Genomic DNA, 19346 nt, shown 5'->3' with positions numbered 1-19346 from the left:
AAGAATAAACAAAATGATTACAAATATGAAAAAAATAATATATACAGTATCTTTAACCCTATTTCTTGTGGTAACTTCATGTACACTTGAAAGAGAAAGCTATACAGAAATCAATACGGAAATGTTTCCTCAAACGGAGACCGATGTAGAACTTGCAGTTAATGCCCTTTATTATTACTATAACACGGGGACTTGGAACAAAGATGCATTGTTTGCAGCTGATCGTAAGGGATGGATATCAGTATCAGAATTCACAGCTGGAACATTGTGGACTGGTTGGGGTGGTCAATGGGATAAGTTGTATTTTCAGCAGTGGACAGCAGGTGATACACCAGCAGAATTAAGCACTTGGTACAGTCGCTATAATGTCATTTCTCGTTGTCGTAATACGATACGTACACTTGAAAAAGTAAATCTTTCAAGATCTGTGCTTGCTCCATATATTGCTGAAGTAAAAGCATTGCGTGGCATGATGGCACTATTTATGTATGACTTTTTCGGTCCTGTTCCTATCGCCTCTGATGAAGTACTCGATAATCCAGAAATATTTGTATATTTGCCTCAGGCTACTGATGAAGAATATGATGCTATGATGGAAAGCGATCTTCGCGACGCAATAGCAGATCTTCCTGAGAAAGCAGAAATAGGACGAATGACTAAAGGGACAGCTATGATGATTCTACTTAAATATTATATGATTCGTGGAAAGTATTCGGAAGCAGAAATACTTGCTCGCCAAATTTATTCGATGGAGAAAAGTGTATATTCTTTGCTAGACAATCCAAGCAACGTGTTCGATTTCGGCTATTTAGATAACAATGAAGTCATTTACCGTCTTAGTGGCAATCTCAATGCTACTTCTACTTATCAGAATTTTACCGCAGAGTGTCTGCCTGGTGACTTCCCATTTGGAACGATGACCGGTGGTTGGAGTGGATATCTAATGCCGATTGATGTGTATGAGACATTTGAGAATGGTGACCTCCGCATGAATTGTTTATACCCATCATATATCAATAATAAGGGTGAGGAAAAGAAAGGCTGGTATGATGAAAATGGTAAATGGACTGGCGATAATTCACAGTTACAATTAGGAGTTATAGCATTAAAATATGGCCCTGATCATAACTCTAACAATAGTACATCTGCTAATAATCTTATTATCTATCGCTTTTCTGATGTGATTCTGACACTTGCAGAATGTATTACACGTAACCAAAAAGCAGTGACCAATGAAGCTATAACTTTGGTGAATCGTATTCGCAATCGTGCAGGGCTAGCAAACCTTGACGCTGTTGCCATATCTAATTATGATATTTTTATGGAAGCATTATTTATGGAACGCATACATGAGTTGTTTCATGAAGGACATGCTCGTCAAGACGAAATTCGTTTTGGCAAGTTTACAACATTTGCTAAAAAACGTGCTGTCACACATAGCAAAACCACTCAAAGTGTAGAAGGAACGTACAACAGATTTCCGATACCGGAGACTTACATCACTGAATCAAAGGGGGCTATACGACAGAATAGCGGTTATTGAGATATATCAGAAGAAGCAGTTTAAAGTTAATCCGTTGAATATCACTGTCAGATACTATAATCTGACAGTGATATTTCGGGAGATTATGTATGAAGTGTAGTAAGCCATTTGTATTAATAAACCTTGAGGCATTATACATGAATGCATGAGCGAGCTATTCCGCAAACAGAAACGCAATATTTTCTGACCATTGTTTGATTATATAGAATAGCGAATTCCTGATATGCTGTAAGATACAATACTTTGTCATAACATATACATTTAAATTATGAGAATATGGTTATTACATATAATCAACAAAATAGAATATTGAAGATATTGATGTGCGAGAAGCTATTACTCATGAAATCAAGATATATATTGAGCGTATTATAGATGAAACTTTGTCAAAGTTAGATAATTCAAGTTAGCATAAGTTTATTTAGTCAACAAATATTTCACTATATAGCAGAACAAGGTAGATAAGAAAACTTTAGTTAATATAAACAGCAAACATTAACAGTATGAAAATAAATAAAGATATAATAAGATGCGTTCTATTCTGTAAACTAATTATTACAACATTAGTAGCAGGCGCACAGAGCGATGATAAGTGTATCTCAAAGTCTTTTGAATTGAGGTATGTTTCTTCAAGTAAGACAGCTAATGGTGAAACGGATTATAAGGGTCCTACATCAGTATTTACGACTAATCAGCGTATTGAATATCTTAATAAATATGCCAATTATGCTTGTAAGTTTTTTGGGGATGAAAAGCTGGATCAGCAAGTTATATCTGAAAAGGAAATAACTAAGGCCATGAAACAGCTTAAACCTCAACCTTTACCTCAAGTAAGAAAAGAAATACGTCTCTATGATGGATGGAAGTTCTATTGTTACCGTGAAGGTCAATGCGAAGAGTATGACAAGCGACTTAAGCTTTGGAAAAATCTGAATAATAAAATTTCTATAGATGACGGAAACTTAGTTTTCAAAGATGCTGCCTCATTGGTTCTTGATATAACTCCACAAAATTGGAGATTCAAATTGCAACTTGACATGAATAACAATCCTGTAGTTATAAAGTTCGTGGATAGTAAAAACAGAAAGACTGTTTGTGAGTTTGGAGTTGATAGTATGCATCGTTCTTATTATATAAGTAATGGTAAAAGGTATTATAGCCAGACTCTGAAAACCCTATCTCTGAAAACCTGGCTTGCAGAGATAGATCTTGCTCCCTCTGAGCATCGATTTAATTTAAAGATCGCAGATAAATTAGTCTCCGATTTTGAACTATTATCAGATATATCACTTAAAAGAGTTGATCAACTTATCATTGAAGGGATGAAAGGTACAGTTATAGACAATATATGGGGAGTTGGCTATAAAAAGACAACAGATCATTCAATGATAAATTGGCCTTATTATGTAGAAACATTCATTGATGATGATTTTGAAGTAAAACAAAATATAGACAATTGGATGAGAAAAGAATATGATGATTCATTGTGGAAAGACTGCATATTACCTAAAGCTCATGGGAGTGAAAGACATGAGGGTGAAGATATTTATCTAAGAAAAACAGTACATGTGGGCAATTTTGTTAGAGCATTTTATGAACTTGAAGCTATGTTTCCTAATGGAGAACTTTGGATTAATGGAAAAATTGTGGAGGTTATAAAAACTCCACATCCACAAATGATTGACATAACTCAATATTTAAGTCCTGATGCAGAGAACCTTATAGCCCTCAAAGTTAACAGTTTCAAGGCTGATCAGTCAAATGCTATGCACCATGCGCCAACAGATCTTAATATTGGATGGTTTGCAGGCCGCTCATCGTTACATCTCACTCAATCTACTATGATAACTGATATGTTTGTCTATACCAATGGACTTTCAGATAAGAAAGCCATGATTACCGCAGAAGTGACGATTGAGAATAAACACCACACATTTTATGAGGGAAAACTTAATGTTCTACTTAAAGAATGGTTTCCTGTTGAAGCTGGAATAGAAACGAATATTGATTCAATTGATATTTCTCTAACTCCTCAAGAAATAAAAACTTTTAAACTTCAATTTCTTGTTGATAATGTAAAATTATGGAGTGTAAGTTCTCCACAACTTTATCAAGTTAGAGTATTACTTAGCAATTATAACAGTGGATATAAGCGTGAAGAATATCGTGCGATAGACGGTGATAAAGCTAAAAGCCGTGAATTATATATAAGTAGGTATACCGATGATTATGTTTTAACAACAGGTTTCCGCACAGTAGGCCAAGAAGGAGGTATTTTTCGTATTAATGGAAAACCGGAACTGTTAAAAGCTCCGCTTTATTTTGGACAGCGTTTTCCTCTCGACAAACTTTCAACAGATCTTTTGGCTCCGTCATCTGAAGATTTAATGAAAGAACTCCTTGCTGTAAAAAAAATGAATGGTAATGGTATGAGAATGAGTGTACATTGGTCTGATAATTATGGACAAGATGGTACCAATGACCCACGAATGTTGGAAATGGCGGATCAACTGGGATTAATGTATATTTGGACTACAGCCTCATGGATACGTGTCCGTTCTCCATTTACTATGGATTTTGAAGGATTAGGCAAATATGTTCGACAGGCTCGTAATTCACCGAGTGTGATTATTTGGCAACCTTCTAACCACCCAGATTTATCGAAATGGAATGATGCTATGGTGTTTTATAATAAAGTGTATAATATAATACATCCACTTGACACAACCCGTCTGATAACACCATCCGCCGATCTTCGCCATATAGGTCCTCATAATGATGATGGCACGATAAATAACAATGGAGAAAAAGATGATAATTGTGATCCTGTTTGGACTGCACCACGCATAGCTAGAGGGAGTATGGATTATCCTACAGGATTTGGACAGGATTGGGAATATTTGCGTCTTTGGCCTTTCCCTAAAAAATGGAAAGGTAATGTGCCGATCAACGACTATTTGCAAAGTAAAAAAAGGGCATATTTTAATTTTGAGCAGGAAGAGTCGATAGGTCAGATGAATTGGAAACTTTACAAGGGGAGTCCTATATATAAGTACCATTCTTATGAATGGGATTATGATATAGGGAGTATTGGCAGATTATTGACTTTTGACGAATGGAAGGAAAGTCAGGCATGGCAGGCTTTTAGTGCTTATGAATGTATTCGTAAAATGCGTTGGCTTGATTATGATGGTTTATCTTGGTGCTGTATGTGGGGAGGTCCGAATATGGGAACATATCAGAAACCTCTTATTGATGCTTTGGGGAATAAAAAACTTTCTTTTTATACTAATCAGATGGGATTTCAATCTGTGCTGGCGGGTTCAAAGGATGTTGATATTGTTTACGGTCCTAGTGATGCTCCCGAATTGCTTGTACTGAATATAGGTAGTGAACGAACTGTTGATGTAATAGTAGAAATTATAAATGAAGAAGGGGAACTTATGGATAAGAGGATATATCAGAATGTTGCTTTGCCTAGTGGCAGAACCTCTACTGTTTTGGGTAAGCTAGAGTTGCCGAAATTATCGGATGGATATTATTTTTTTGGCTATCAAATTATGCAAAAATGAAAAATAGGTTGTTCTTATCTTTAATTTATAGATTAGTGGGAAAATTTGAGTTTATTATTGTGTGATCATGTTATTAATTTAATTTGTTTATGAAATATTACTTTACATTAGCAATATTGTTGCAGTTCTTTTTGTCGAGCTATGCGCAGCGAATTGATCTGTCCGGCATTTGGCGTTTTGCCATAGATAAAGAAGAAGTAGGGATTACCAGTCAGTGGTATCTGCAAACATTGAAAGACCAAGTGAAATTACCTGGTTCTATGCTGACAAATGGAAAAGGGGATCCTGTCAACATTCAAACTCCGTGGACTGGCACTCTATCTGATATGGCTTTTTTTGAACAGGATAAGTATGAACGTTATCGTAAGGAAGATAACATTAAAGTACCTTTCTGGCTGCAGCCCGACAAATATTATACAGGTGTGGCGTGGTATCAGCGTGATATAGACATACCTGAAACATGGAAAGATAAAGTAATCCGGTTATTCTTTGAAAGATGCCATTGGGAAAGCCGCGTATGGATAGATGGCGTTGAAGTGGGAATGCGTAATGCTTTAAGCGCACCTCAGGAATATGACCTGACGGATTATTTGAAACCCGGTAAGCACAGGATTTCGGTTCGTGTGGACAATAAAGTCAGAGACATCGATCCGGGTGAAAACTCGCATAGCATTTCAGACCATACACAGGGCAACTGGAATGGCATAGCCGGTGCTATGTATTTGGAAGCAAAGTCAAGAATCTTTTATGAGCATGTCGATGTCTATCCTTCTCTGGCCGACCGTAAGTTGACATTGAAGTTAAACGTGCATAATGGTGAAGCAAAGAAAAAGAAAGTTGATTTGATTTTCCACCTTGAAGGAACCGAAGTCATCGAACAACATACAATGCAACCGGGCGATAACAAACTTGAGCTGGTATTACCGCTTCCGGAGAGTGTGGCCTACTGGGATGAATTCCATCCTAACCTATATACTTTGAAATATGCGCTACGTGCTAATAAAAAAGAATTGGACAGCCGGCAACTTACGTTCGGTTGCCGCGACTGGTCTGTAAAGGAAGGAAAGTTACAATTAAACGGCCATCCTGCTTTTATGCGTGGAACCTTGCACTGTGCCGCTTTCCCATTGACCGGGTATCCCGCTACGGATAAGGCGGAATGGTTGCGTGAATTCCGTATATGTAAGGAGTACGGCATTAATCATATCCGTTTTCATTCCTGGTGTCCGCCTGAAGCCGCCTTTGAAGCTGCGGATGAATTGGGGCTGTACTGTCAGGTAGAGTGTTCTTCCTGGCCTAATCAGTCTTCATCCATTGGCGAAGGCAAGCCTGTCGATGCATTTTTGTTGGCTGAAGCCGGGCATATCGTGAAGGCCTATGGCAATCATCCCTCTTTTTGTATGCTGGCTCATGGCAATGAACCCCGTGGCAAGAACCATAAAGAATATCTGGCTGATTTTGTTTCATATTGGAAAGCGCATGATGTCCGCCGTTTATATACCTCTTCCGCCGGTTGGCCTAATCTACCGGAAAATGAGTTTCTGAGTGACTCGGAACCACGTATCCAGCATTGGGGAGAGGGTCTGGGCAGTATTATCAATAGCAAAGCACCTTCTACAGCCTACGATTGGAGTAGCTATACTTCTAAATTCAGTCAGCCGTTTATAAGCCATGAAATAGGACAATGGTGCGTGTATCCTAATTTCAGAGAAATGAAAAAATATACGGGAGTATACCATCCTAAGAACTTTGAGATATTTCAGGAAAGCTTGATTGAAAACGGGTTGAGAGCACTGGCCGACAGCTTCCTTATTGCTTCGGGGAAATTGCAGACCTTATGCTACAAAGCTGATATCGAGGCAGCCTTGCGCACTCCTGGATTCGGAGGCTTCCAGTTGTTGGGATTGAATGATTTCCCCGGTCAGGGAACGGCACTGGTAGGCACATTGGACGCCTTCTGGGAGGAGAAGGGATACGTGACAGCTGAAGAATACAGGCGCTTTTGCAATAGCATTGTTCCGCTGGCGCGCATGCCCCGATTGATTTTCGAGAATAATGAGAAGTTTGCGGCACAAGTAGAAGTGGCGAATTATAAGGAAGAACTTTTGCAGCCGGATATTCAGTGGACCGTGAAAGATAAACAGGGGAATGTTGTAAAGCAAGGTGCTTTCTCTGTTGCGCGGTTACCAATAGGCAATTGCCTGAAAATAGGGGATATCCAGTTCCACTTGAATCATGTGACACAAGCCTGCCAATTAAATCTGGAAGTTTCTGTAGGCGGTTATTGTAACGATTGGGATTTTTGGGTCTATCCCGCCCAAAAAGAGGCATTCGATGACAGTGATATTCTTCTGACGGATTGTCTGGATGAAGCAACTCTCAAACATCTGAATAAAGGAGGAAAGGCCCTGCTGTCTTTAAAGAAAGGCACTCTGGCCAAAGAATTCGGTGGTGATATAGCCATTGGTTTTTCAAGCATTTTCTGGAATACTTCATGGACTGAAGGGCAAGCTCCGCATACATTGGGCCTGCTTTGTAACCCGGAACATCCGGCTTTAGCCCTTTTCCCTACCGATTTTTACAGTAATTATCAATGGTGGGATGCCATGAGCCATTCCGGATCCATTCAAATCGGAAAGTTGTCGAAAGATATTCAACCGATAGTCCGGGTTATTGATGATTGGTTCACGAATCGTTCGCTTGCTCTGCTGTTTGAAGTGAAAGTAGGGTCCGGAAAACTGTTGGTTTCGGGAATCGATTTCCATCAGGATATGGACAAACGGCAGTCGGCCCGGCAGTTATTGTATAGTTTGAAGAGGTATATGCAAAGTGCTTCTTTCTGCCCGGAAATAAGTATGGATACGGAGATGATAAATAGTTTGATAAGTAAGAAATGAAATACTGTCATTTGACGCTTAATGCTTTTATGTTAAATGTTTAATTATATTGCTATATGAAACAATTATTTTTAATCTTATTCTCATGTGTCACAGTGTTTTTACAGGCTCAGCAGGTGTACGAACTTTCAGCCCCGGAGGTTGCTAAAGAAATCTATTTCGGTCACCTGAAGTTGGGAGGTAAAAGTCCTTCAGGAGGCAGCATTGATGTGAATAGTTATTATATGTCCATTGATGGTAAACCTGTCATTCCTGTTATGGGTGAATTTCATTACAGCCGTTATCCGGCTGAGCAATGGGAAGAACAAATACTGAAAATTAAGGCGGGTGGTGTGAATGTTATTCCGACTTATGTGTTTTGGAATGTACACGAGGAAGTAGAAGGCGTATTTGACTGGTCGGGTAACCGTGATTTACGGAATTTTATTCAGTTATGCCAGAAACATGACATGCCTGTCATTGTACGTATCGGCCCTTTCTGCCACGGTGAAATGCGCAACGGTGGTTTTCCTGACTGGCTTTTCGCTAAACCGCTGGAAGTGCGCTCCAATGATGTGAATTACTTGACCATTGTCAAACGACTGTATGAACAGATTGCCCTCCAACTGAAAGGACTTTATTATCAGGATGGAGGACCTATTATCGGTATCCAGATTGAGAATGAACATCAACATTCTGCTGCTCCTTGGGCTATCAACTATCCCGGTGCACCGGGCGATATGACTGTTGCCACTTATGATGCCGGCATCACGATGATTGGTGTAAGTGTGCAAGATAAAAAAATTACGACTGCTGAATTAGGAGACCTCCATATGAAAACCTTGAAGGACATGGCTGAAAAAGCGGGTATCATAGCTCCATTGTATACAGCCACAGGTTGGGGTAATGCAGCAATAGTTGAGAATGAAGTGATTCCTGTGACGGCGGCTTATACTTATCCGTTCTGGGCGGAACCGTCTATGTCACCCTTCTGTATGTTTAAGGATATACAGCGTAATCCGGATTATGCACCGGTGCGTTACAATACTGATAAATACCCCTCATTTACCGCTGAAATGGGAGTAGGTATTCAGATGATTTATTCCCGTCGTCCGATAGTGAAAGCTGAAGCTGCTGAAGCTTTGATGGTACGCTCGTTGGGTAGCGGTGCTAATGGCATCGGTTATTATATGTACCATGGCGGGTCTACACCCAAACAGAATAATGGCGTAGGTTTCTTGAGTGATGAACTGATGGGAGTACCAAAAATCTCTTATGATTTTCAGGCGCCTATCGGTGAGTTTGGACTGGTTCGTGATTCTTATCAGAACTTACGGATTCTTCATACTTTCCTGGAAGACTTCAGTTCATCCTTGGCTCCGATGGAAACTGTTTTGCCCGAAGGGAACGACCGGATTACTCCGGCCAACCGGGAAACACTGCGGTATGCGGTTCGTATGAAAGATGATTCCGGTTTTATTTTTATGACTAATTTCCAAGACCACGATACGGCACGTGTCGACCAGAAGGATTTGCAGTTCAAACTGAACCTTCGGAATGAAAGTTTAATGATTCCCGCAAAAGGGACATTCACTCTGAAAAAAGATGTAAGTGCCATTCTACCTTTTAACCTGCATATGGAAGATGCCGTTTTAAAGTATGCAACGGCTCAGTTGCTTACTAAGATAGAGGATAATGGCAAAGAACATTACTTCTTCTTCGCTCCTGAAGGATTTACGCCTGAATATAGTTTTGACAAAGCTACGCTAAAATCAGGCAAATCATTTTATGCGCCGATACCGGGAGTGAAAAGCACTTTCTCTATAACCACAAAGAACGGGAAAAAAGTGATGGTGACAACTTTGACCCGTGAACAGGCATTGAATACGATGAAAGTAAACAATCGTATTTTGATTACCCGCGCTACTGTTTTGCCGGAGAAGGACAAATGTACTTTACTGAGTCTGGGTGAGAACCGGATAGACTATATTCTTTATCCTTCGCGTGCCGGATGGAAGCAACAAACTATTGAAGTGGATTCGGTTTCTGTTGTTGCCGATTGGAAGAAAGTAGGAGCACGCAGAATGACTGTACATGTTGACCAGCCTTCTTTGCCGCAAGTCAATGAGTACTTCCTACGCGTTCAGTATGTGGGAGATGTAGCCATGGCATTTATTAATGGGTCAATAGTACTTGACCACTTCTATGATGGTGCCCCTTGGACTATCGGACTGAAACGCTTTCAGAATGAATTGAAAGAACATGATATGAATTTCTACTTTCGTCCTCTGCACAAAAATGCTCCTTACTTAATCGACCTTCCACATGATGCTATCCCCGATTTTACACAACGGGGAGCTAATTGTGAAGTGAAGAATGTGGAGATACTGCCGGAATATAAGGCTATAATCAATTTATAGTAATCATTATATGACATAACCCAACTTATTTTAATGAATAGATTACAGCAATACTACTGAATATATTTCAAGAATAGAAAATATGAATAGATAAAAAGAAAGCCGTTCCCTCTCCTCACGGGGGTGGAACGGCACAGTCAATAATACATGAAAAAACGCTATTTAGAGAGAGTCTCTACATATTTGTTTTTTGAGGATGATCCTGCGGTTGAGGCGGTTCTTGTGGCTGACGCATTTCCTGCCACTTTACATATTGCTCTGCCGTCAGGATTTTCTTTATCTTCTTTTCCTTTTTAGCAGTAGCCTTTTGCTTCTTTTCCGCATTGTCCTTGCTCATTGCAGGACGTTCACCGCGAGTTCCCACAGGTGGACGGCCACCACCCATTCCGGGACCCATTCCGCCATCCATCGGCGGGCGTCCGCCTCCCATGCCGGGGCGTTCACTCCGTTGTTCACCTCTTGGCGGGCGTTGTCCTTCTCCTCTTTCTGCCATTGCAGCAAAACGTTCCTGTGTTCTTTCAGGTTCAGTTTGTACAATTTATCATATTGTTTGTCGGTCAGTTGCAGGCCGTCTTTCATCCGGTCCGTCATCTTCCTGGCGGACTTTTCGGGTGAGGGCACTTCACGGGGCAATTGTTTCTTTTCTTGCTCCTGCGAAAAAGCCATTCCGCACATTAGGCAAACAGCTAACAAACACAATAGTCTATTTCTTTTCATTCTGTACCAGCTTTTTATTCCGATACAAATGTAAGGGAGGGAAAGGAGAACTGAAAATAAAATCTACGAAAGGGGAGGTTTTGTCGACGAGGTAGTCCCCAAACAGAACCCGGTTTCCAAGAGCAGAAACGACAGTTCCCACAGTAGGAAACAAGCGTTCCCATAAGGAGAAACGAGCGTTTCCATTAAAGGAAACTTGCGTTCCCATCAGAGGAAACTGGAGTTTCTGAGGCTTGGGAACGAGCGTTTCCTACCACTAGGAAACTACAACATATTATATTTCAATCAGATACATCACTTCAAAGCCCATTCTATCTCAAGTGCCTTTATGTTTAAACACGTCCGAAAACAGATCCAAAAGTAGTGCTGACAAAACGCTTGTCGTCACTTACAAACACCTTATCAGCACAACCCTTAAATCCCGATTAACAAAAGGTTTGAAGGCTATCAGTGCTGGAGTGTTGACAAAATCGAAAAAAACTTTATTTGAAACTGAACACTGAGTTTCGAATTAAGCTAAAAGCCCCACTTCAATCCGGCTGACAAATAAACAGTAGGATAGAAGTTAGTCTCCTCTTTATCCTTAAACATACTATTGGCAAAGCCTTTCAACGTGCGTTTGGTCAGATCGGCAGACCTGAGCCAATTGCCACCTACGCCCAGAAACAGGCATGATTTCTCACCTATCTTGTATTCAGGACGCAGATAAGACCGTATCATGGCGGAAGCATACATCATGGATTTTCCGTCCACATCCATCACCGAAGACATCCCATCCATCTCCATAGCCACCAGCCTCAGCTTAAATCGATTGCCCAACCGCACCGCTCCGGATATCTCCATACCCGAGGAGAGGTTCACATTCACCTCATAATTACCTGAGAGCTGCCAGTTAAGGAAGAACATCGGCATGGCAATCGGTACGCCAAATGAGTTCGTTACTCCTGCTCCAATACCTAAATCCAGATTCTTCCTGCATTTATATACAAAGATGACCGCGCCATTCACCAACACACTCTCCCACGTAATTGCATCCGGTGCAGAATAAATACCTCCACCCACACTCGCAATCATATACCACTTTTTTGAGATAGGACGTACGTGCATCAAACTAAGATTAGCGTTCAGCACTTCATCAGGGTGCATATCCGTCAGCATATCCTTATTATTAAGCACCGCATAAGCACCGCTCACCGATGCCGACCACATAATGGGTTGTCCCGCAGCATTCTGTTTCAGGGAAAAAGGTAATGTATAGGCTCCGCTCACTTTAAATAAATCTCCGGAACCCAGTTTATTTCCCGCTTCATCTTTAAAGGAAGATGAAGGCATATACTCCGTTTTAATCACTCCCTGTGCAAAGCTGCTGACTGCCGCTACCGAGAGCAACAGAAATGTAAGATAAGAGAATCGTCTCATTGCTAATAAATTAGATTATATATTTATTGCAAAGAAACACGTTTAGAACATCCGGTATAAGTGCTTTCCGACCAACTGCACCAACAACCGGCTGAAATTCAGAAATCAAAAGATAAGCCGGAAAGAGGATTATTCGAGGAAAGGGATTCTTACCGTAAACTCTGCACTACTTTCGATAATGGCAATCTCCTTATTATAAAGAGCATATTGCTTCTGCAGGTTTCCCAACCCCACACCACCCCTGTCCACCGAAGTTCGCAGTTGCAGATTATTGGAAACCATTATGCCATCATCAGCCATGTCAATCCGGATAACAAGAGGACTTTTCAAAGTCGCTATATTATGCTTTATTGCATTCTCCACCAGCAATTGCAGGCTGACGGGGATAATCTGCCGGTTTCCATATAAATCGCTTTCGCCGATTTCAATGAATAGTGCATCTTCAAAACGAATCTTCTCCAGAAAAATATAACGCTCCAGAAAGGCCAGTTCCTCCTTCAAAGTAACCATCGGACGATTATTCGTCAACAACAGATAGCGATAGACACCCGATAGTTTTTTGGCAAACTGGTTCGTCTTCTCTGCGTCACTATATGCCAGTGAAGAAAGTACATTCAGGCTGTTGAACAGGAAATGCGGATTTATCTGTGCTTTCAACGTCTCATATTGGTATTGAATCTTTTCTTTCTCAACAAGTGCCAATTTCTTCTCTGCCTCCATCTGGCTCTGCTGGTAAAAGAATATCTCAATCAGAAGGACGATCATACAATTCCAGAGTACCACAGGCAAAGACATTTTCAGTATGGCATAATCTTCCGGCCAGGGTTCATTCAGAATGATGGACAGAGCATAATTTGCCACTACACCAAATATACTCACCCACACAGATGCCAGTAGCAAATCGACAAACACCCTCATTGTGTTACTGACACAACTTAGACGCTTATGTACAACGAGGATAATGAGGAAATCAATGACACCTACAAGAATACAAGCAGGCAGATTAAGCAGGTATTGGGTTTCTAAGCTCAAACTCCGGGGAGCATCGGAAAGAAGTTCCGCAACATACTGAAATGCGAACAATGACACTGCAATCAGCAGCACAAAAAGAAGGATATACCATTTATTCTTCATAAGCAGAGAGATTTAGAGTACACCATCCACCCATTTCAGGAAATCAGGAACCCGCACGCGGCTAATCAAGATTTCGTGCGGGCACTCAGGTTGTAAGGTTAACTTCAACCGGCTGTTGAAGTATTTGGATATTTTCCGGATAGAATTGATATTAGTTATACAATTTCGGGAAACACGGAAGAAAGTCCTTTCATCCAACAGTTGCTCCACCTGCTCCAACGTATAGTCCACAATGTAGCGTTTATCGGCGAAAGTATGCAAAAATACCACCTTATCTTCACTATAGAAAAAAGCTATATCCGCCGTCTCCACATAATGGTATGCGTCGCCCTTCTGAATAAGGAAACGGTTCTTTTTGCAGTTACTCATCAAAGCACTTTCCAACTGCTTATAATCCGGCAAGGAAGGCGCTTCCATCCGGAACTGCACCATCCGAAGTTGCTCAAACTTACTCAATGCCGCCTGCAAATCAGCTTCCTCCACAGGCTTCAGCAGATAGTCTACACTGTTCACCTTGAATGCCCGGATGGCATGTTCGTCATAGGCGGTGGTGAAGATGACCGGCGTGGTAACCTGAATCTGCTCAAAGATGTCAAAGCTGTTCCCATCCGTCAAACGAATATCAAGCAGCATCAAGTCCACCTGATGATGTTTCAGGAATTGTACGGTCTGCTCCACAGTGGTTGCCCACGCCTCCAACTGATATTCGGGGCGTAACTTCTCCATCATCCGCTTCATTTCTTCATAAGCGAAACGCTCATCTTCTACTAACAGGTACTTTATCATTTGGCTCTTACTTATAGGAATCTGCTGTAAATGTACAGATTATCCTTCATACCCAGTAATGAAAAGATGATTTTCCGACGAAGTGCAGAAATGGAAGGATGAAGTGCAGGTACAATTACCTGCCTTCATCCATCACCACCGAGAATCTATAAGTACCTGACTGCAATGCCAGTGATAGAGTATTTCCTTTTTGTGAATGCAGACTGACTCCTTCCGCCTCTTCCCATGCGGTTCCTCCTTCCTTTAAAGTGTCAGGATGAATGCCGGATAATTTCAGGACAGCAGTAGTATTAGCAGGTATGGTGATTTCCATTTTCAACACACCGGCTTCCAATGTCCAGTCAGAAATTATTTTCCCGTATAGGGAGTTGTAGTGCGAACGTACTTGTTTGGGACCATCTTTTGTAATCCAAGGTTCAATGGTAAATTCCTTATAGCCAGCCTCCGGACGGCGGATACCTCCTAAAGCCTCAATAAACCAACTACCGATATACAAATAGGAACTATGCAAACCCGAACCACGACATTGCCAATCTTCAAAGAACGTACCATTACCATGCTTCAACATATCTCCCCAGCCGGGAAAATCTTCTTTGGTAGCCATCTCAAAAATCAAATCATTACGATGATTATCCAATAAAGTATGCAACAGGAACGAACCGGCAGTAATGCCTCCCCAGAAATGCCCCTCACGCTTCACCAGTATTTCCTGTTCAAGACGTTTCCAGACTTTTGCCTTCAAATGCTTCGGGGGTAAATCGACCAGCAATGCAATAGCAAGATAAGAAGGATATCCATTCACGTAGCTATTATCTTTCGGATTGAAGAAAGTAGCATGCACAGCCTTGCGTACTTTTGATGCCCGGTTCCGGTAAGTGGAAGCTGCTGCTTCATTTCCCAACACATCGGCTATCTGTGCAGCAGTTTCAAGACTGTAAATCCAGTGGCAGTTATTGAAAAACAAAGTTTCCCGAGTATCTCCAAGCGCTTTTCCCTGTTTCTCCATAGCCGAACGTTCCGGCCATGCATCCGGCCAAAGCCAGTCACCCAGAAAACTCCACTTACCTCCCCAACGTACCAGCATGTCATCCTGCGACTTGGTTTCTACAAAAGAAAGCCAGCGCTGAATAGTGGGAAAACTTTCCGAAAGAATACGTACATCTCCATACTGACGATAAAATTCCCAAGGCAAAGTAATGCAGAAACCACTCCAGGATGGTCCACCCCCGCCAATGCGGGTAGGAGCAGTATAAGGAACATTCCCTTCCGAATCCTGCACATCACGCCAGTCCTCCATCCATTTGTTATAGAAAGCCCCCAACTGATAGTTTCCCAAAGCTGTGCGTGTAGTGGCCAATGCATCTCCCCCGTATCCGCAACGTTCACGATGAGGACAATCGACCACATAGTTACCCAGACTGAGATTCTCAAACGTCCACAAGGTAGTACGATAAATATCATTCAACAGGGGAATATCACATTCAAATCCACCACTCCGGCGATAATCAGGACGAATCATCCAACCACGTATCTGGTCTAATTCCGGTTTATACCGAAGACCGGTAATTTGTACCCAGCGTCCGGTCATATAATTAAAACGGTTACAAAAGGCTCCTTTCCGTTTAGGACCAACTTTATAAATGCTATGTATACCATAGCTGCAAATATCCTTCTCCCTTTCAGAGAATTGGAATACAATGGAATCACCGGGCTGGCCTTGAAGTTGCATCTCAAACCAACCTGCATAATTGATTCCCATATCAACTCTATAGACTCCGGGACTAACCTCCTGAACAGAGAGTGGCTTTATTTCATCAAGTAACCGGTTAGGCTCTGTACGGTCAGATGATACAATAACGTCAGTAGAATAAACCTTTGCCATAGCCCAACCGGAATCATCAAAATCCGGAGCATTCCATCCGTCTTTTTCCAAAGCAGCATCATAACATTCTCCTGCAAAGTGATGTGCCTCCCAGTAACCTAACAAAGTATTAGGACTGGCATGAGTCTTCCAAGTATCATCTGAGACAATTTGCAATCTCTTTCCTGAAGATAATGTGACCTCAGCCTGAGCCAATGCCATCGGAATAGCCGGCCTATTCTTCTGCTGATAAGCCGGGAAAACAGCCCAGGAAGTGCCCAACCACAAAGCAATAACATTAGTACCTTCTTTCAGATAGTCCTTGATATCATATGTCATGTAGCGGGCACGTGATTTATGGTCCGTGACCGAAGGTGAAAGGACAGCGTCCCCCACTTTCCGACCATTGACATACAGTTCATGATAACCGATGGAAGCTACATAAATAACAGCATCCTGTGGAATATCCGACATATTAAATGTTTTACGGAACCAGGGATCTGCCATTACATTATTAACTTTCTTACCTCCCACACTCTGAGATTCCATTTCTGCACTACCTATCCATTGTGCCACCCAATCAGCTGCACATAGCCCCATACGCCAATCCGCAGGAGTGCTCCAGGCTGACCAATGATTGTGTTCGTCGGAGAAACGGACTTTCCAGAAACATCTTTGTCCGGCAGACAAAGGCACTCCCCCATAAACAATATTCACTGACTCAGCAGAATTAATACGACCGCTATCCCAAAGATCCCCACGGTCTGCATCAAGCAAATCCCGGGAACTTGCTACAAGAATCTGATAAGCAGTCTGCTTACGTCCGCGTGCCGGGGTAGTGGCTCCCATTTTCCAACTCAAACGAGGTTGCTGTATATCAATACCTAAAGGATTACTAAGATATTCACATTGCAAATCAAAAGGTTGAAGAGTGACAATATTCGTAAAAGCCGTACTACCAGTCAGTTCACCCTCCGGAAAAGCAATCTGCACTTCTCTGCCATTAAGAGTCAGACAAACCTTCCTCTGACTATAAAGCGGATCAGCAACCCATATATCGTAACCTATTCCCTTCTGCTCAAGATAGACAATCACTTGTTTATCAGTAGCCAATGTAAGCCCCTCTCCTAAATCAATTGTCCCCGGATGATAAAAAACAACGGCGTATTGATGATTCAACTTAACAGCCTGTACCACAGAACTATTTTGAATAATCTTATAATTCTGTGCAGCCGCAAATGTCCGGAACTCCTCTAAAGTTCTGTCAGGAACGACCATATACGCATATTTCCCCTCCTTAGCCTTTGTTCCATGACTGATCCAGAGATTAAATATATCAGCAGAAATCTTTTTCCCACTCCCACTGATATTAATATCCTTCCAAGCCCCGGTTTGTTTCGGACTACTGACAGTTACATCTCCCCCTGAAGGAAATAAATAACCTACTTTATCATGATATACCCAAGCCGGATTTTTTGCAGATGCATTTTCTTTGTAAACAGATGTAGTTCCTCCCTCTTTGCCAACTACCATTTCGCGTTTAAAGAGACACTGATTAACAGTTGTAACCACTTCTTCGGGAGCATCTGACGCAATATCTGTCCCTAAACACAAAAGTACATCATCCATAAAAAAGTAAGCCTTTTTGGCCTTTACGCCCTTATAGCAATGCTCATAAGCAATGGCTCCATTCTTACCGTTACTTACCCCACCTCCAAACCGGTTTCTTCCGAACAGATATCCTTCAAGACAAGCAGAATCCGGATGTTGAACAGCCGTAGTGCCCGGTATTTTATTCCAATTCCATACAGGGAAGATACCTTCATATTCTTTCCCGGAAGTAAGGATATTCGTAGCACCAAGTGGCAGGTTATAACCTTTGAGGTTCTCATTATTAAGCATTTCGGTTCCATTGGTCCGGGTAGAAATCACCTTGGCAGAAAGATAATAGCCGGCACCATGCTGAACCATCATGTCCGATTTCCAGAAGTGCTTATTGCCGGGAGCAGGAAAGGGGGCACCGGAAAGATGTTCCTTCCAGGCCGAATAATCAGCAGCACGACCAGGATCATTCTGCTCCATGTATTCCAGCGTGACAGGAGAAATATTACTCAGTCCCTCGGGACGTGATATATTACGGCCGATTGCACCAAAATCGAACGTTTCCCGATAGCCCAACAACCGATGACCACCCATCAGGAGATTGATAAATATATCTTTTTTCTCTTGTGTAAAATAAGGCTCAAAAGCAGTTCCTTTCACCAACTGCAAGTAATATGCAATATCATCTACATACGATAAACCATACCCGCCGGAATATAATTGCGGACGATGCTGATGAAAACTGCCATCCACCTTAATACCTTCGTCACCTTGTTCCGGAACAATCTTAATAGTAGAGGCTATGGACTTGATTCCGGTTCGTATCAGCTCAATATTATCTTCAATACATCCCTTATGAATAGTAACGGCAGATACCCATGTACGATTTTTGCCTTTATGCCCTTTGTTCCCCGTCAAATCCCTCAGATAAGAAGAGTAATGCAACAGTTTCTTTTCACTAATTTTGCCTTTCAGCAGAATTAACGGAACCATGTAGTCCTGGGGAGCACCGATATCACCGAACCACCAGTTTCCGGATTTAGGACGTACTTTATACCAATAGTCGATACCAGCAACAATCTGTTTCAGCAGTTTTCCTGAATTATAATACTTATTTCCAGGTTTACGGTATGCAATAGCCATTGATTTCAATCGTTTCAAATGGGAGCCGGCCGGATAAAAAGAACCTTCGTGCACAGTTATATAATCCAGGTCCGGGAAACTTCCATCCGAACGTAATGCAGTCGCATAACCCGCTATGACGTCCTCATCTACTTTCGCTTCCAAATAGGAAGCGATCAGTCGTCCGGTCATTTCGTCCACTTCCTTCTGTGCATCTACTTGCACCTCTTTAGCCTCTGTCAGGGAGCAACACAGACAAAGCAAACAGAATATTAGTTTCAAGCGTTTCATAAA

General features: G+C 41.7%; 10 protein-coding genes. 4 read left to right on the top strand and 6 right to left on the bottom strand.

Annotation, left to right across the window (positions count from 1 at the left end; all coding sequences use genetic code 11):
* Positions 1-25 precede the first annotated feature (25 nt).
* From HMPREF9447_RS24800 to HMPREF9447_RS24785, 4 genes are all read left to right on the top strand, one after another.
* Positions 26-1543 (top strand): RagB/SusD family nutrient uptake outer membrane protein, encoded by a 1518-nt coding sequence (locus HMPREF9447_RS24800; protein WP_044138715.1) that lies wholly within the window; start codon positions 26-28, stop codon positions 1541-1543.
* A 503-nt stretch (positions 1544-2046) separates the two neighbouring features.
* Positions 2047-5115, top strand: a complete 3069-nt coding sequence (locus HMPREF9447_RS24795) for a glycoside hydrolase family 2 protein (protein ID WP_009132409.1) — start codon at positions 2047-2049, stop codon at positions 5113-5115.
* Between the two features lie 89 nt (positions 5116-5204).
* Positions 5205-8012, top strand: a complete 2808-nt coding sequence (locus HMPREF9447_RS24790) for a glycoside hydrolase family 2 (RefSeq protein WP_009132408.1) — start codon at positions 5205-5207, stop codon at positions 8010-8012.
* Positions 8013-8068: 56 nt separating this feature from the next.
* Positions 8069-10411, top strand: a complete 2343-nt coding sequence (locus tag HMPREF9447_RS24785; protein WP_009132407.1) for a beta-galactosidase — start codon at positions 8069-8071, stop codon at positions 10409-10411.
* Between the two features lie 175 nt (positions 10412-10586).
* On the opposite strand, the gene HMPREF9447_RS29205 is transcribed toward HMPREF9447_RS24785, so the two are convergent.
* The 6 genes from HMPREF9447_RS29205 to HMPREF9447_RS28020 all read right to left on the bottom strand — a co-directional run bounded on the left by HMPREF9447_RS29205 (position 10587) and on the right by HMPREF9447_RS28020 (position 19343).
* Positions 10587-10748 (bottom strand): hypothetical protein, encoded by a 162-nt coding sequence (locus tag HMPREF9447_RS29205; RefSeq protein ID WP_244267665.1) that lies wholly within the window; start codon positions 10746-10748, stop codon positions 10587-10589.
* On the bottom strand, positions 10745-11128 hold the full coding sequence (locus HMPREF9447_RS24780; protein WP_009132406.1) for a hypothetical protein: 384 nt from the start codon (positions 11126-11128) through the stop codon (positions 10745-10747). Before HMPREF9447_RS24780 ends, HMPREF9447_RS29205 begins: the two co-directional genes overlap by 4 nt.
* Positions 11129-11644: 516 nt before the next feature.
* The gene (locus tag HMPREF9447_RS24770) at positions 11645-12547 is read right to left on the bottom strand and encodes a DUF6268 family outer membrane beta-barrel protein (protein ID WP_009132405.1); all 903 of its coding nucleotides are present in this window, start codon (positions 12545-12547) and stop codon (positions 11645-11647) included.
* Positions 12548-12676: 129 nt separating this feature from the next.
* Positions 12677-13681 (bottom strand): sensor histidine kinase, encoded by a 1005-nt coding sequence (locus HMPREF9447_RS24765; RefSeq protein ID WP_009132404.1) that lies wholly within the window; start codon positions 13679-13681, stop codon positions 12677-12679.
* 12 nt (positions 13682-13693) lie between these two features.
* Positions 13694-14467: a LytR/AlgR family response regulator transcription factor gene (locus HMPREF9447_RS24760; protein WP_009132403.1), complete on the bottom strand. Its 774-nt coding sequence runs from the start codon at positions 14465-14467 to the stop codon at positions 13694-13696.
* 115 nt (positions 14468-14582) lie between these two features.
* Positions 14583-19343: a family 78 glycoside hydrolase catalytic domain gene (locus HMPREF9447_RS28020; protein WP_009132402.1), complete on the bottom strand. Its 4761-nt coding sequence runs from the start codon at positions 19341-19343 to the stop codon at positions 14583-14585.
* Positions 19344-19346 lie beyond the last annotated feature (3 nt).

The sequence above is a fragment of the Bacteroides oleiciplenus YIT 12058 genome, assembly GCF_000315485.1.
Lineage (GTDB): Bacteria > Bacteroidota > Bacteroidia > Bacteroidales > Bacteroidaceae > Bacteroides > Bacteroides oleiciplenus.
This window is presented reverse-complemented; position numbering and strand designations above follow the sequence as displayed.